The 13,170-nt window shown below is 74.3% G+C and carries 14 protein-coding genes; 6 read left to right on the top strand and 8 right to left on the bottom strand.

All coding sequences use genetic code 11. The features are described 5' to 3' along the window. Positions 1–12 precede the first annotated feature (12 nt). The 4 genes from ABTY04_RS10945 to ABTY04_RS10960 all read right to left on the bottom strand — a co-directional run bounded on the left by ABTY04_RS10945 (position 13) and on the right by ABTY04_RS10960 (position 3,758). The gene (locus ABTY04_RS10945) at positions 13–621 is read right to left on the bottom strand and encodes a response regulator transcription factor (protein WP_352213032.1); all 609 of its coding nucleotides are present in this window, start codon (positions 619–621) and stop codon (positions 13–15) included. Positions 622–798: 177 nt separating this feature from the next. After that, positions 799–1,269 carry an ATP-binding protein gene (locus ABTY04_RS10950; protein ID WP_352213033.1) on the bottom strand — a complete coding sequence of 157 codons (471 nt, stop codon included), beginning with the start codon at positions 1,267–1,269 and terminating at the stop codon, positions 799–801. A gap of 170 nt (positions 1,270–1,439) precedes the next feature. Next, positions 1,440–2,393: an anti-sigma factor RsbA family regulatory protein gene (locus ABTY04_RS10955; RefSeq protein WP_352213034.1), complete on the bottom strand. Its 954-nt coding sequence runs from the start codon at positions 2,391–2,393 to the stop codon at positions 1,440–1,442. 435 nt (positions 2,394–2,828) lie between these two features. Next, positions 2,829–3,758: a SigB/SigF/SigG family RNA polymerase sigma factor gene (locus tag ABTY04_RS10960; RefSeq protein ID WP_352213035.1), complete on the bottom strand. Its 930-nt coding sequence runs from the start codon at positions 3,756–3,758 to the stop codon at positions 2,829–2,831. Positions 3,759–3,992: 234 nt separating this feature from the next. Here ABTY04_RS10960 and ABTY04_RS10965 point away from each other — a divergent pair, with 234 nt between their 5' ends. After that, a complete protein-coding gene (locus ABTY04_RS10965) occupies positions 3,993–4,340 on the top strand; it encodes an STAS domain-containing protein (protein WP_352213036.1) in 348 nt (115 codons plus the stop codon). A gap of 25 nt (positions 4,341–4,365) precedes the next feature. On the opposite strand, the gene ABTY04_RS10970 is transcribed toward ABTY04_RS10965, so the two are convergent. Further along, positions 4,366–4,794 (bottom strand): ATP-binding protein, encoded by a 429-nt coding sequence (locus tag ABTY04_RS10970; protein ID WP_352213058.1) that lies wholly within the window; start codon positions 4,792–4,794, stop codon positions 4,366–4,368. Between the two features lie 171 nt (positions 4,795–4,965). Here ABTY04_RS10970 and ABTY04_RS10975 point away from each other — a divergent pair, with 171 nt between their 5' ends. Further along, complete coding sequence (locus tag ABTY04_RS10975; protein ID WP_352213037.1) at positions 4,966–6,501, top strand: hypothetical protein; 1,536 nt, start codon at positions 4,966–4,968, stop codon at positions 6,499–6,501. A gap of 93 nt (positions 6,502–6,594) precedes the next feature. On the opposite strand, the gene ABTY04_RS10980 is transcribed toward ABTY04_RS10975, so the two are convergent. After that, positions 6,595–7,230: a sigma-70 family RNA polymerase sigma factor gene (locus tag ABTY04_RS10980; RefSeq protein ID WP_352213038.1), complete on the bottom strand. Its 636-nt coding sequence runs from the start codon at positions 7,228–7,230 to the stop codon at positions 6,595–6,597. A 149-nt stretch (positions 7,231–7,379) separates the two neighbouring features. Beyond that, complete coding sequence (locus ABTY04_RS10985) at positions 7,380–8,099, bottom strand: hypothetical protein (RefSeq protein WP_352213039.1); 720 nt, start codon at positions 8,097–8,099, stop codon at positions 7,380–7,382. A gap of 236 nt (positions 8,100–8,335) precedes the next feature. Here ABTY04_RS10985 and ABTY04_RS10990 point away from each other — a divergent pair, with 236 nt between their 5' ends. Together ABTY04_RS10990 and ABTY04_RS10995 are read left to right on the top strand one after the other, a co-directional pair. Continuing rightward, a complete protein-coding gene (locus ABTY04_RS10990) occupies positions 8,336–9,520 on the top strand; it encodes an MFS transporter (RefSeq protein WP_352213059.1) in 1,185 nt (394 codons plus the stop codon). Then, complete coding sequence (locus tag ABTY04_RS10995; RefSeq protein ID WP_352213040.1) at positions 9,517–10,575, top strand: sugar ABC transporter permease; 1,059 nt, start codon at positions 9,517–9,519, stop codon at positions 10,573–10,575. The genes ABTY04_RS10990 and ABTY04_RS10995 overlap by 4 nt, the downstream gene beginning before the upstream one ends. Positions 10,576–10,586: 11 nt before the next feature. On the opposite strand, the gene ABTY04_RS11000 is transcribed toward ABTY04_RS10995, so the two are convergent. Then, positions 10,587–11,252 carry a DUF4389 domain-containing protein gene (locus tag ABTY04_RS11000; protein ID WP_352213041.1) on the bottom strand — a complete coding sequence of 222 codons (666 nt, stop codon included), beginning with the start codon at positions 11,250–11,252 and terminating at the stop codon, positions 10,587–10,589. A 167-nt stretch (positions 11,253–11,419) separates the two neighbouring features. Between ABTY04_RS11000 and ABTY04_RS11005 the strand changes: the two genes are divergently transcribed. Both ABTY04_RS11005 and ABTY04_RS11010 read left to right on the top strand, forming a co-directional pair. After that, the gene (locus ABTY04_RS11005; RefSeq protein ID WP_352213042.1) at positions 11,420–12,400 is read left to right on the top strand and encodes a GlxA family transcriptional regulator; all 981 of its coding nucleotides are present in this window, start codon (positions 11,420–11,422) and stop codon (positions 12,398–12,400) included. Positions 12,401–12,487: 87 nt separating this feature from the next. Then, the gene (locus ABTY04_RS11010) at positions 12,488–13,090 is read left to right on the top strand and encodes an isochorismatase family protein (protein ID WP_352213043.1); all 603 of its coding nucleotides are present in this window, start codon (positions 12,488–12,490) and stop codon (positions 13,088–13,090) included. Positions 13,091–13,170 lie beyond the last annotated feature (80 nt).

Below are 13,170 nucleotides of genomic sequence, written 5' to 3' on the forward strand. Positions count from 1 at the left end.
CGTCTCCGCGGATCAGACCCAGCCCGCCCGCCGGGATATCCGTATCGCGTCGATGAGGTTGCGCGCTCCGGTCTTGCGGGTCGCCGCAGCCATGTAGTTGCGTACCGTTCCGCTGGCCAGGTGCAGGGTACGGGCGATCTCGGCGATGGAGTCGCCCTCCGCGGCCCGGGCCAGCACACTGAGTTCGCGCGGGCTCAGCGGAACGGGCTCGGCCTCCATGAAGGCCGAGGCCAGCGAGGCGTCGATGAACCGCTCCCCGGCGGCGACCTTCCGCACGGCCCGTACGAGCCGCTTCGGGGAGCCGTCCTTGTCCACGTAGCCGCGGGCCTCGGCCTGGAACGCCCGGTGCAGTGAGCCGGGCGCGCGCGTCGATGCCAGGACCAGCACCGGGGCGGGGGACGTGAGGACCTGCCGGTCGTCGTGCCCGCCGTCGGCCAGGACGGCCGTCGCACCCGGACAGTCCAGGTCGACGACCGTCACGTCCGGTCGCAACGACTCGGCCTGGCGTGCTGCGGTGCGCCAGCCCGCCGGGGTGACCTCGAAGGAACCCTCCGATCTCAGCAGGGCGGCCAGGGCCGACCGGACCAGGCTGACGCTGTGCAGGACGAGGACCTTCGTCATCGCGTGCTCTCCTCGGTAGACGAACCAACGGCAGCACGGGTGCCCCCGTACAGGGGTGATGGAACGTCACTGCGGGGGGCGCGAAGGGGCGCACGCGGACCTTGGCCGAGATGCTCGGGGAATGTGCTTCCCATTGGCGGGGAACCACCTTGAAGACCGGCCGCACGGCTGTCCGGGTCAGCGGCTCGTGGGCCTGCCCGAGGCCAGCCGGGACGCGTCGATCTCGGCCCAGACCGCTTTGCCGTGCTCATGCGTGGCGGTGCCCCAGCGGTCGGAGAGCCGTTCCACGATGTACAGGCCGTGGCCGCCCGGCACGCCGCGCTGCGGGGACGAGTGGCGGCGGGGCGGCGTCGTCGTGCCGTCGAAGACCTCGATCCGCAGGACCTCCCGGGCCGTGAGCGCGAGCTCGACGCAACCACCCGCGTGCAGTGAGGCGTTGGTCAGCAGCTCGGAGACGAGGAGCAGGACGTCCTCGGCGGTCTCGTTCCCGTCCCAGCCCCAGTCCCGCAAGGCCTGTCGGGTGAAGTCGCGGCCCTTGGCAACGTGGCCGCGGACACCGGACAGTGCGAGCCGGCGCCGCTGCGGCTGCCCGGCGACGGAAGGCCCGGCAGGCATCGGATCACCGGTGTCCGGTCCGATGGTCTGCACTGTGGTCTCTCACCCCCACCGTCGACGCTGGTCTCTGCTCGCGGGACCGCGGCGCTCCCGTCGGCCCGGCACCCGGGCCGTGCTGTCCGCGGTCGGTGTTCCGGGCCGTCCGTCCGCCCCTGGGTCGCGGACAGCCGAGGGTGCCGGGCCAGTCTAGGGGACCGCCGGTCTCAGCAGGCCGCCATGTGCAGCCTCAGCGTGAGACCGCTCCGCGAGGCGCGGATCTCGACCAGGTCGCACAGTTGGTGGATCATCCACAGGCCGCGGCCGCCGTTGGCCGACGCCAGGGTGGGACGGCGGCGCCCCGCCAGCGGGTCGGCCAGGTGACCGCCGTCGCGGATCTCGGCGACGACCTCGCCGTCGGCGGTGCTCCACAGCCGGAGGGAGCCCCTCCCGCCCCCGTGGGCGAGCGAGTTAGCGGCGGCCTCGCTGACCGCCAGTACGAGATCGCCGCGCCGCGCCGCGCTCAGGGCCGTGCCGCGGGCCCAGGCGTCGGCGTACTCGCGGACCCCGCCCAGGTCCCCGTGCGTGTACTCGACGAGCCGGGGCGCACCGCCGTCGGGTTCGGGCAGGGGGCGGTCGCAGTCGGCGCAGACCGACGCGGCGTCGGCGTAGGCCGGACTCGGCAGGACCCTGCCCTTCTCGATCACGGAGGGATGGGTGCGCCGGGCGTCGGACACCACCGCGGCCGGCAGGCCCAGGACGTCGTACGGGCACAGGACGGTGGCCCGCCGCCCCGCGAAGGCCGTGTTGATGAGAGCCTCGTGCCGCGTGGCCTCCAGCACCTCGGCCCGGGAGCGGCCGGGCCACATCGGCTCGCCCACGATCCGGGCCGGCCGGCCCGCGTGCCGGTCGGCGAATTCCTGCAGGGCGGCCAGGATGCGGCCGGGGTTGCTGCCCAGCCGCGTCATGTCCGTCCAGGTGACCTCGGCGGTGCCCACGGCGAGGCCTTCGCGCAGGGCGTCCAGTCGCGGGCCGGGCACGGCCACGAGCACCGGTTCGCCGGCCGCGAGGGCGGCACGTACGAACCCGCCAACCTCCGCCAGGTACTCCGCCTGCCCCGCGTAGAAGAGGGAGGTGTGGACGAACGCCCCGGGGGAGGCGGGCGCAGGAGGGCTGATCATGCGGCGACCTCCAGCGCGGCACATTCGTCCGGGAACTCTCCACTACCTTGCGGAGCGAGTATGGCGGGTGGTGGAGCAGGAGGCGACGCCCCTGCCCGGTGACGGTGGCGGTGGCCTGCACCAGGGCGGCGACCGCCACCGTGTCGAGGAAGGCCACGGCGGACAGGCCGGGATGGACGACCGGGCCGGAGATCCGGGTGACGGCGCCGAGCGCCGCGCACAGGAGGACCGGCCGGGTGCCGAGGTCGCAGCTGCCGCTCAGGAGGGCGCCGGGACGATCGGGCAGCGGCCGGGCGGTCAGGGCCGGCGCCGTGCCCGTCCCCGTCCCGGCGGCCGCGCACCACGCGTCCGCCCACTCCACGTCCTCGCAGGGCGCCCGCGGGCCCATGGGGCGACGAGCCCGCCGGGCCGGCGGGGTGACGGTATGCCCGCTGCCTAGGCCGACAGCATTCCGGCACGCAGCCGGGTCAGGGTCCGGGACAACAGGCGCGAGACCTGCATCTGAGAGATGCCGAGTGCGGCGCCGATCTCGGCCTGGGTCTTCTCCTGGCCGAAGCGCATCTGCAGGATCAGCCGGTCGCGTTCGTCCAGCTGCTCCAGCAGGGGAGCAAGGGTGTGGAACTCCTCGAACAGCTCCATGGCCGGGTCGACGTCGCCGAGCCGGTCCGCCAGCGGCCGCGTCGCCCGGTTCCCCGTCGACGGCTTGTCGCCGTCGACGCCGGCGGTGTCCAGGGAGCCGCTGGTGTAGCCGTTGGCGGCGACCAGCCCGTCGATGACCTCCTCCTCGGTCAGTTCGAGGTGCCGGGCGACCTCGTTGACCGTCGGGGCCCGGCCCAGGACCTCGGTCAGGGCCTCCCGGGCCTTCGCGAGCTCCGTACGCAGCTCCTGCAGACGGCGGGGGACGTGCACGGCCCAGGTGGTGTCGCGGAAGTGGCGTTTGATCTCACCGTTGATGTACGGGAGGGCGAGCGTGGAGAACTCGACCTCGCGCTCGGGGTCGTAGCAGTCGATGGCCTTGATGAGACCGATGATTCCCACCTGGACGATGTCGTCCATGTCCATGCCTCCGCCCAGCACGCGGGCGCGGAAGCGCCGCGCGGCGAACCGGACGAGGGAGAGGTTCATCTCGATCAGGGTGTTGCGGGCGTACTGGTACTCGCGTGTGCCCTCTTCCAGGGCGCGGAGCCTTCCGAAGAAGAGCCTCGAAAGCTCGCGCGCGTCGGCGGGCGCCATTTCCCGGGCGTTCTGCACCTCGGGCAGTGCCGCGTCCTGCGTGGGGGCTCCCACGGCGGCGGCCGCGGTGGGCGTCGCCTGCGCGTCTGCTGCACGAATGGGGCTTACGGCGGTGGTGGCCGAGCGAGACATGGTGGCCGTTCCCTCCCGATTGACTGACGGCTGCCCGGCGCTCCTGCCCGGACTTCCCGCTCTTACACGGCCCTCGTCGCATCCTTGTGCGCCCGGCCCCGCCCGGCCCCGCCCGGCGCGGCGGCGCGGGCCGGCCGGGACCCGTGTGCCGCGGCCCGCGGCGCCCTCGTACGGTCGGTGAACAGGCATACTCCCTTGCGGAGGCCGTACAGGTGACGATCCGGGGAGGCGGACATGACCGGAGCAGACGACGAGTACCACGCAGGCGTGGTCGGGGACGGCTACCCGGCCGGAGCCGGGTGGGTGGTGGCCGCGCGCGGGGAGCTCGACCAGGACACGCTGGCCCCTCTCGAAGAGGCGCTCACCTCTGCCGCGGACGCCTACCCGGTGGTGGTGCTGGACGCCGCCGCCATCACCTTCGGCGACTCGTCGTTCCTCAACCTGCTGCTGCAGGTGCACCAAGTCACCACGTTGCGCATCGCCGCCCCCGGCGAACAGCTGAGCCGCCTCTTCGCCCTGACGGGCACCGATACCGTCCTCTCTCTGTACGCGAGCGTCGAGGACGCCGTCGAGGGGGCCTGACCGGCACGCCCCGCCCCGCGGACGGTCAGCCGGTGTGGGGGTCGGGTCCGCCGAGGGGTCGGAAGCACGCCGTGACCGCCTTGCCGCCGTGGCATGCGTGGACGCCCCAGGAGTCGGCCAGGGTGGTGACGATCCCCAGCCCCCGCCCGGACGTGGCGCCGGTGTCGGCGTCCGCGTCGGTCTCCCGAGGACTCGGCTGATGGGGGTCGCAGTCGGCGACGCTCACATGGAGGCAGGTGCCGTCCCACGTCAGCACGAGGTGGGCGGTGGCCGCGGCGTGCAGGTGGGCGTTGGTGACGAGCTCGGAGACGCTGAGGAGCACGGCGTACACCGTGTCCGCGGCCGAGTCGCTCCAGGGCAGCGACAGCAGGTGTTCCGCAGTCCACAGCCGCGCCGCCCGCACCCCCCGCGACACCGGGAACGAACGTGCCCAGCCCACCGCCTTGACCGCCAATGCCCTCACCCGCTTCGTCCGTCGTGGCGTCCGTCGTGCAGTCCGTCCGCCACCGAGTCGTCTGCCCACTGCTCGCGCCCGCACCCGCGGGCCTCGCGGCAGCGCGGGGGAATGACTGATACGGCCCGGTGCGGGGTACACCACCCGGCAGGCTGACGCCGGGGGGCGCTGATGGGTCGGGCACTGCGGGTGGGGTTACCCGTTCTTCTGCTGGGGCTGTTCTTCTGGTGGGCCTCGTACGCCACCACGATCATGGTCTGGGAGCTTCGGAAGATCCTCTCCTGGCTGGCCGCGCCGCTGCTCGCCGCCGCCCTCGTCGCACTGCTGTGGCGGGTGGCCGGGCTGCGGCGGCGCCGGCAGGGGCGCGCCGCGGGCGGCGGCAGCGCTGCGGTGGCCCTCGGGTGGCTGGGCGGCATCCTCGGGCTGGGCCTCGCGGTCTGGTGGCTGGTGTACGGGGCGTACCTCCAGGACCGGGCGTACATGCAGAGCGTGCAGGTCGTGGCCGGGCCGGTGCCCGAGCTGGCGGCGCGGGCGCCCTATCTGGTCGGGAAGGCACAGGCCGCCCCGCACCTCGGCGACGTCACCGGCGAGATCTCCGACATCACGTACCTGCCCGACTCGAACCGGTTCGCGACCCTGGTCGAACGGCGAGGCTGGCTGTCCGGATACGAGGTCGGCCTCGTCCAGGACATCCCGCTGGGCGGCAACAGCCGCAGCCAGCAGCGCTGTTCGTTCGACGTGGACAAGGCGGACGCACGGATCGGCGGCTGGTTCAACCACAACCTCGGCCGGAAGATATCGGCCCGGAAGCGCTGGGTGCGCTTCGAGGCGGACGACGCCTACGTGACCTGTTCCGGCGACACCCCGATCGTGGTCGTCCCGCTCAAGCGCCAGACCGGGATCCTGGTGGTCACCGAACGGCCGGCCGGGGTCGCGCTCTACAACGGGCGGACCGGGCAGCTCACGCTCACCACCGACACGGCCGCCGTGCCCGGCCCGTCCTATCCGCTGAGCCTCGCGGCCCGGCAGCGGGAGGGCACCGCGGCGGTCGGCGGCTTCAGCGACTGGTGGTTCGAACGCAGCGGCTGGGACGCGTCGGAGGACGGGGCCAACGAGGGCAACGAGTCGGAGTTCACCCTCCAGTACCGCGACGCGACCGGGCGCGGCGCGTACGTCACCCCCCTCACCCCGCAGGGGGAGGCCAGCTCCGTGGTGGCCGTGTCGACCGTGCCGACCCGCCACCAGGGCGGCGGGCTCGCCCCGATGACCGTCCACCGGCTCAGCCCGACCTGGTCGTCCCCGAAGGCGCTCGTCGCCCTGATCAAGGCCGAGTACCGGGACGTCTGCTGCTACAACGATGACAGGGTGTTCGAGGTCGTTCCCACGGGCGGCAGCACCTGGACCGCCACGGTCGGCAGCGAGCAGGACATCCGCTACCGGGTGGAGGGCAGGGGCCAGGTGAACGGCCGTGAGGCGACCTGCCTGAAGGCTGCCGACGGGGCGCTGATCCGGTGCGCGTACGCGGCCCCCGGCTCGCCGGAGGAACAGGAACTCAAACGCAGGGAAGAGGAGAAACAGAAACAGAAGGACCAGAGCGCGGCGGCCCCCGGGGGCGTCGGCGACCTCACCGCGTACACCCCCGAGCAACTCGCCGAACTGCAGCGGCGCGTGTCCGACGAGGTCGTCCGCCGGCTGAAGGGCGGATAGGGCCGCCGGTCGGCCGGTCGGCGGGTCGGCCGGTCCGGCACCGGCTCATCCGCCCCGGGCGGTGCGCCCGGGGCGGATGCGGCCGACGCCGCGTCAGGCGGCGGCCGGAGCCGGGAGAGCGGGCGCTTCGGTATCCGTGAGGAGCGCTATGAGCGAGGTGCGGGCACGGGCCACGCGGGAGCGGATCGTGCCGATCGGGCAGCCGAGCGCGGTCGCCGCCTCGGCGTAGGGGAGCCCGACGATCTGGGTGAGGACGAAGACGTAACGGCGTTCGGCGGGGATCGTCCCCAGCAGCTCGGCGAGGGCGATGCCGTCGTCGAAGCCGGGCAGGCCGCGGGGCTGGCTCTGTTCGGCGGCGGTCTGCCAGTCGTCCCGGTCCGAGATCCTGGGACGGGCCGCCTTGTGGCGGAGGCTGTCGATGACGGTGCGCCGGGCGATGGAGAGCAGCCAGGTACGGGCGGAGGAGCGGCCCTCGAAGCGGTGCAGGCTCCCCAGGGCGCGCAGGAAGGTCTCCTGGGTCAGGTCGTCCGCGGACTGCGGATCGGCGCTGAGGTAGGCCACGTAGCGACGTACGTCGCCTTGCAGCGCGCGCACGAAGCGGTCCACCGCGTCGGGGTCGCCGTCGCGGGCGGCGAGCGCCAGCAGGGTGGCCGGCTCGTCCGTGCCGCCCGTACGGCGTGCGGGTGCCGTCTCGGCGGCGGTCGGAGCGGGAAGCAGGGCAGGGGTCATCGCCTGTTGTTCCTTCTGGGAATCCGGGATCCGGCGCCGCGAACGCACTGCGTGGCGTGGCGGGCCGGTGAGCGGTACGGCCTGCCGGACGGCAGGGCCGATGACCGAGGCGCGCGGCGGTGTGCCGGAGCGTGTCGGTGAGCCGGCTGTCAGATGACAGCGATCCCGTGCGGCGGACCCCGTGAGGTGATGGCGTGGACGAGCAGACGGCCCCGCGGCGGGCGGGACCGGCGGCCCCGGCGGACGCGCAGGCGCGGCCGGTCAGGGGGCGCGGGGAGGCGGAAGAGCGGCCGCAGCGGTACCAGCAGCAGCCCGGCCAGGGCGCGCAGGACCCGGAAGGCGCCCTGCTCCCCGTACGCGAGCCAGAGCCCGCACAGCAGGGCGGCGAGCAGGTGCCCGGCCAGCATGCCGGCCGAGGAGACGGAACCCATGCCGTGTCCGGCGGGCATGTCCGTCTGCATCGGCATCGGCATGTCCATCGGCATCGGCATGCCGCCGTCGGTCAGCGCCCGGACCGCGTGATGGGCATGGCTGGTGGCCCGTACGGCTCCGGAAGCCGGCAAGGGCGAGCCGCCGGCCGGCTCGCAGAGCACGTACCGGGCCCACTGCCGGGCGAAGGAGGAGCCGGCGCCGCCCGGCGGGGACGGCCGGGCGGCCGCCTGGGCCAGCGAGAACCCGGTGTGCAGGGCGGCCTGGAGGGCGACCGTCGCAGAGGTGACGGCGAGGAGGCCGCGCTCGCGTTCGGCGAGGACCCAGCCGAGCGCACCGGCGGCGACCGAGGCCGCAGCCATCGCCCACCACGCAACGGCGGTCTCCGTCATCAGGACGTGCGCGAGGGAGGCGAGCAGCACACAGGTGGCTGCGAACATCGCAGCCCGTACCGCGCGACAACATCGGCCCTGGGTCATGGCGGGCTCATCGTCGCATCCCTCTCATGGCGGCCAAAGAGGTGCGTCGGGAATTGGCACCACCGCACAAAACCACATGTGTCGCACGCCACAACCAGGCCCGGGAACTTGGCCGTTCACCCTTGCGACTCCTGCCGTGGACCGAAATGACAGGTGTGGGAACGGAGTCGGAAGTGGCGCAGCAGTCGACCTCGGCCATGACGCCCGAGCCACGGGCGGAGGGCCGGCTGACGGCGCTGCTCACCAGCGCCATGGCTTTCTCGATGCTCCAGCTGTTCCTCCTCGGCGCGCTCGGTCCGCGGCTGGTGGGCGATCCGGGTGTCTCGCCGACCGTCCTCGGTCTGACGACGACGATCGGCTTCGGAACGGCGGCCGTACTGTCACCCGTCGGCGGGCGGATGGTGGACCGGACGGGTCCGCGCCGCTCCCTCGTCGTCCTGCTGCTGGTGTCCGCGGCGGCGCTCGCACTCATCGGCGCCGCGCCCGGGCCGGGATACCTCCTCGCCGCCGTCGCACTGGGCGGACTGCCGCAGGCGCTCGCCAATCCCGCGACCAACAAGGCGATCCTGGCCGCCGTCCCGCCCGCCCGGCGCGGGCCGGTGACCGGGATGAAGCAGTCCGGGGTACAACTCGGGGCGTTCGCCGCCGGGTTGCCCCTGGCGGCACTGGCCGGCGGTGTCGGCTGGCGCGGTGCCGTGTGGACGGCCGCCGCCGCGGCCGCGGCGGCCGCGCTCTGGGCGCACCGCGCCCTGCCCGCCGATCCGCCGGCGAAGACGGTGCCGGCGCGCGCGGCGCCGGCACCGCGGGGCGCGATCGCCTGGCTGGCGGTGTTCTCCCTGTTCCTCGGCTGCGCCATCGCCTCGGTCAACACGTACGTGGCACTCTTCGGAGCCCGCGAGCTCGGCATGGGGCCCACTGCGGCCGCGGCCCTGGTGGCGGTGCTCGGTGTCGCGGGCATCGCCGGGCGGGTGGGGTGGTCGAAGGCGGCCCGGCCGGGCCGCGCCGAGTGGCTGCCCGGCGCACTGGCGGCCGGGGCGGTACCGGCCGCCTGCCTGCTCGCCGCCGCGCCGTACGTGCACGCGCTGGTCTGGGCCGGCGTCGTCGCCGTGGGGGCGTTCGCCGTCTCCGGCAACGCCGTCTCGATGGTGCTGGTGATGCAGCGGGCCGCCCCGGGCCGGGCCGGCCAGGACTCCGCGCTCGTGGCCGCCGGGTTTTTCGCCGGATTCGCGGTCGGGCCACCGCTGTTCGGACTGCTGGCGGAAGCGGGCCGGTACGGGCCGGGCTGGCTGATGGTCGCCGGCGAGTTCGCCGCGGCCGGCGCCGTCGCGGCGACCTGGGCCGTGCGCGACCGGCGGACCCCGCGTACGGAGGCCCCGGCGTGACCCCGGCGAACTGGGCCGGGCGGGCCCTGGCCGACGTCCTCGACCGGGCCGCCGCCACCCGGGCCGAGACCGGCGACCGGTTCCCGCTGTACGCCGACCCCGGCACGGGCCGCTGGACCACCACCGGCCGCGGTGCGTGGACGGGCGGCTTCTGGGCGGGGCTGCTGTGGCTGCGGGCCCGGCACACCGGGGACGCGGACGACCGGGCGGCCGCGGCCGCATGCACGGCACGGCTGGCCGGCTGGGTCGAGGCCGACACCTCCACTCGCGGGCTGATCCTCTGGTACGGGACGGCGCTGGCCGACGGTGACACCGGGGCGCGGGAGCTGCGGGCCCGGGCGGCGCGGGCCGCCCTGGCCGCGCTGGACACCGAACTCGGGCTGGTGCCCTGGGGGTCTGCCTTCGGCGGTCCCCGGCTGCTCGCCCGGGTGGACGGCGTGCCCGGCACGGTCGCGCTGCTGGCCGCCGGGGGCCCGGAGGGCGTACGCGCCGCCGCGTCCCACCTCCACCGGCACCTCGACCTGTGCCTCGGCGCGGGCGGGCGCGTCGTACCGGCCCGGGAGTTCGACGCGCAGGCGGGCTGGCGGGTGTGCGAGGAACCGTCGGCCGGCTGGAGCCGGGGCAGCGCGTGGCTGCTGCTGGCCGTGGCCGACGCCCTGCACCGGCCGGAGGTCTCCCGCAGTGCCCCCGACCGCCTGGAAGCGGCGGCCGAGCGGCTGGCCGACGCGTGGACGCGGCCCTGCACGCCGCTCGTCCCCCTGGCGGACGAGGCGCGGCCCGCCGGCCCGCTGGACACCTCCGCCGCCGCGATTGCGGCCGTCGCGCTGCTGAAACTCGCACGGGTGCCGGGCTGCCGGGCCGCGCAGTACGCGTATCGCGCGACCGCGGTCCTGGAGCGCCTGGTGGGCGAACATCTGACCCGGGGCATGCTGCTGGACGGCTGCTACGACGCCGGGAAGGGCACCGCGGTGCGGCACGAGCTGGTGTGGGGAGACTTCTTCCTGGCGCTCGGGCTGGCCGCCCTGACCGGGCTGGTCGAGATCCGGGACGTCTAGGCCGATCGGGTTCAGGGCGCTGCGGCCGGGGCCGGGGCCGGGTCGTCGCCGCCCATGTCGAGACGGAACGGCGGGTACTCGTCCGTCATGAGCGCGGCGTACGCGGCGACCCGCAGCACCCACCGGTTCAGTCCCACGATCAGCTCGAACAGGTCGCGCGGGTACTTCTCGGTGAAGGCCAGCGTCACCGCCGCGATGACGGCCAGCAGCGTGATCAGGCCGCAGCTCCACCAGCCGCCGCGCATGCCGCCGGTGAAGAAGCCGATGACCAGGTAGTGCGGGATGGCCAGCAGCCACCACTTCACCAGGACCAGCGGCCGGGACAGGCGTTCCGGGTAGGCGACCTCCAGGCGTGCCGGGTAGCCGGGCTCCGGGCCGAGGCTGAAGGGCGGGTACCGGTCGGTGCCGAGGGCGCCGTACGCGTAGTACGACACCCGCCACGACCAGCGGAGCACGCCCACGTTGAAGTCGAACAGGCCGCGCGGGTAGCGCTCCGTGAACAGGATCGCGAAGAACGCGATCACGCTGACCAGGACGAAGGCGATCCAGAGGAAGACCAGCACGATGTAGTGCGGGATCGCCAGGAGCCACTTGACCAGCCAGAGCCAGCGCGACAGCGGGCTGTCCAGGTCGGCGCTCACCCTGACCGAGCGGTGGGAAGAAGCGTTCGCGGACATGTGCGTCACCGTCCCGTGTCCGGCGTCGTGGGTCCCCCGACCCGCCTTGTGCCTCCATCATCCGCGCAGCGCGGATCACTCTCCAGTCGGGCCGGCCCGGCACCGGTGTCCGGATGTGACAGACACCTGTCATTGTGGACGTGCGGCCCGGTGATCAGGATGGACGCATGTCCACGCCCCACCGCGTCGTGATCGCGGTCTTCCCCGATGTCGACCTCCTCGACGTCACCGGCCCCGCCGAGGTCTTCGCCCTCGCGAGCCGGGAGGCCGGGCGCAGGCTCTACGACGTGCGCCTGGCGGGCCCGGACGGCGGCCTCGTCACGACCTCGGCCGGCGTCCGGCTGGTCACCGACCTCTCCTTCGCCGAGGTCGGCGCCGCCGTGGACACCCTCGTGGTGCCCGGCGCCGTCGAGCTGACGCAGGACGGCCCGGTCGCGCGCGTCGACGACGCGGTGGTGCGGTGGATCGCCGCCACCGCCCCGTACGCCGGGCGCGTGGCATCGGTGTGCGTGGGCGCCCACCTGCTGGCCGCGGCCGGCCTGCTGGACGGGCGCCGGGCCACCACCCACTGGTCCACCGCCGCCCGGCTGGCCGCCGACCACCCCCGCGTCGAGGTCGACCCGGACCCGGTCTTCGTGCGGTCGGGCCGGGTGTGGACCGGGGCCGGGATCAGTGCCTGCATGGACCTGACGCTGGCCCTGGTGGCCGAGGACCACGGCGAGGAGCTGGCCCTCGCGGTCGCCCGGCACCTCGTGATGTACCTCAAGAGGCAGGGCGGCCAGAGCCAGTTCAGCGTGCCGCTCAGCCGCCCGGCCGCTTCCCGCAGGGACATCGACGCACTGCGCGTCTTCATCACCGAACACCTCGGCGCGGACCTCTCCGCGGCCGCGCTCGCGGCCCGGATGTGCATGAGCGAGCGTCATTTCGCCCGGACCTTCCGCAAGGAACTGGGCACCAGCCCCGCCGCCTACGTGGAGGCGGTACGGGTGGAAGCCGCCCGCCGGCTCCTGGAGACCACCGACCAGCCCCTGGAACAGGTCGCCGCGGCGTCCGGCCTGGGCTCGGTGGAGACCCTGCACCGGGCCTTCCGCAAGCAGATCGCCACGACCCCGGCCGCCTACCGGCGCCGGTTCCGCACCGCCCACTGAACTTTTCCACCAAACGGCTCCCCGGCGCACCCGCGCCGCAGCCGCGGCTTCGCCGCGCCCGTTTCCGATCCGAAGGACGGTTCACCCATGTCTGCATCCGCCACCCTGCGCGAGGTCTCCGGCCTGCCCGGCACACTGCCCCGCCTGGCCGAGTCCGTCCTCGTCATGGTCGACTTCCAGAACACCTACCGGTCCGGGGTGATGGCCCTGGAAGGCGCCGAGCCGGCCCTGGCGGCGGGCGCGCGCCTGCTGGCCGCGGCCCGGGCCGCCGGCGCGCCGGTCGTCCACGTCGTCAACGACGGCGGAGAGGGGAGCCCGTACGACATCCGGGCCGAGACCGGCGCCATCAGCGCCGAGGTCGCGCCGCGCGACGGAGAACCGGTCGTGGTCAAGCAGGTCCCGAACGCCTTCCACGCCACCGTGCTGGAGCAGACCCTGAAGGACCTGGGTGCCGGCCCCGACCTGGTCATCGCCGGGTTCATGACCCACATGTGCGTCACCTTCACCGCCCAGGGAGCCTTCAACCTGGGCTACCGCCCCGCCGTCGTCGCCGAGGCCACCGCGACCCGCGCGCTGACCGCACCCGACGGGACTCTGGTGGACGCGGCCACCCTCCAGTCGGCGAGCCTCACCACGATCGGCGACCTCTTCGGCACGGTGGCCCCCACGGTCGAATCCCTCACGGGGTGACGGCCGAGCGGGGGGGGGGGGGGGCGGCGCCGGGGGGGGGGGGGGCCCCCGGGGGGGGGGGGGAGCCCCTGGCGGTGGAC

The sequence above is a fragment of the Streptomyces sp. NPDC097981 genome (genome assembly GCF_040302565.1).
In the GTDB taxonomy this organism is placed as follows: Bacteria; Actinomycetota; Actinomycetes; order Streptomycetales; family Streptomycetaceae; genus Streptomyces.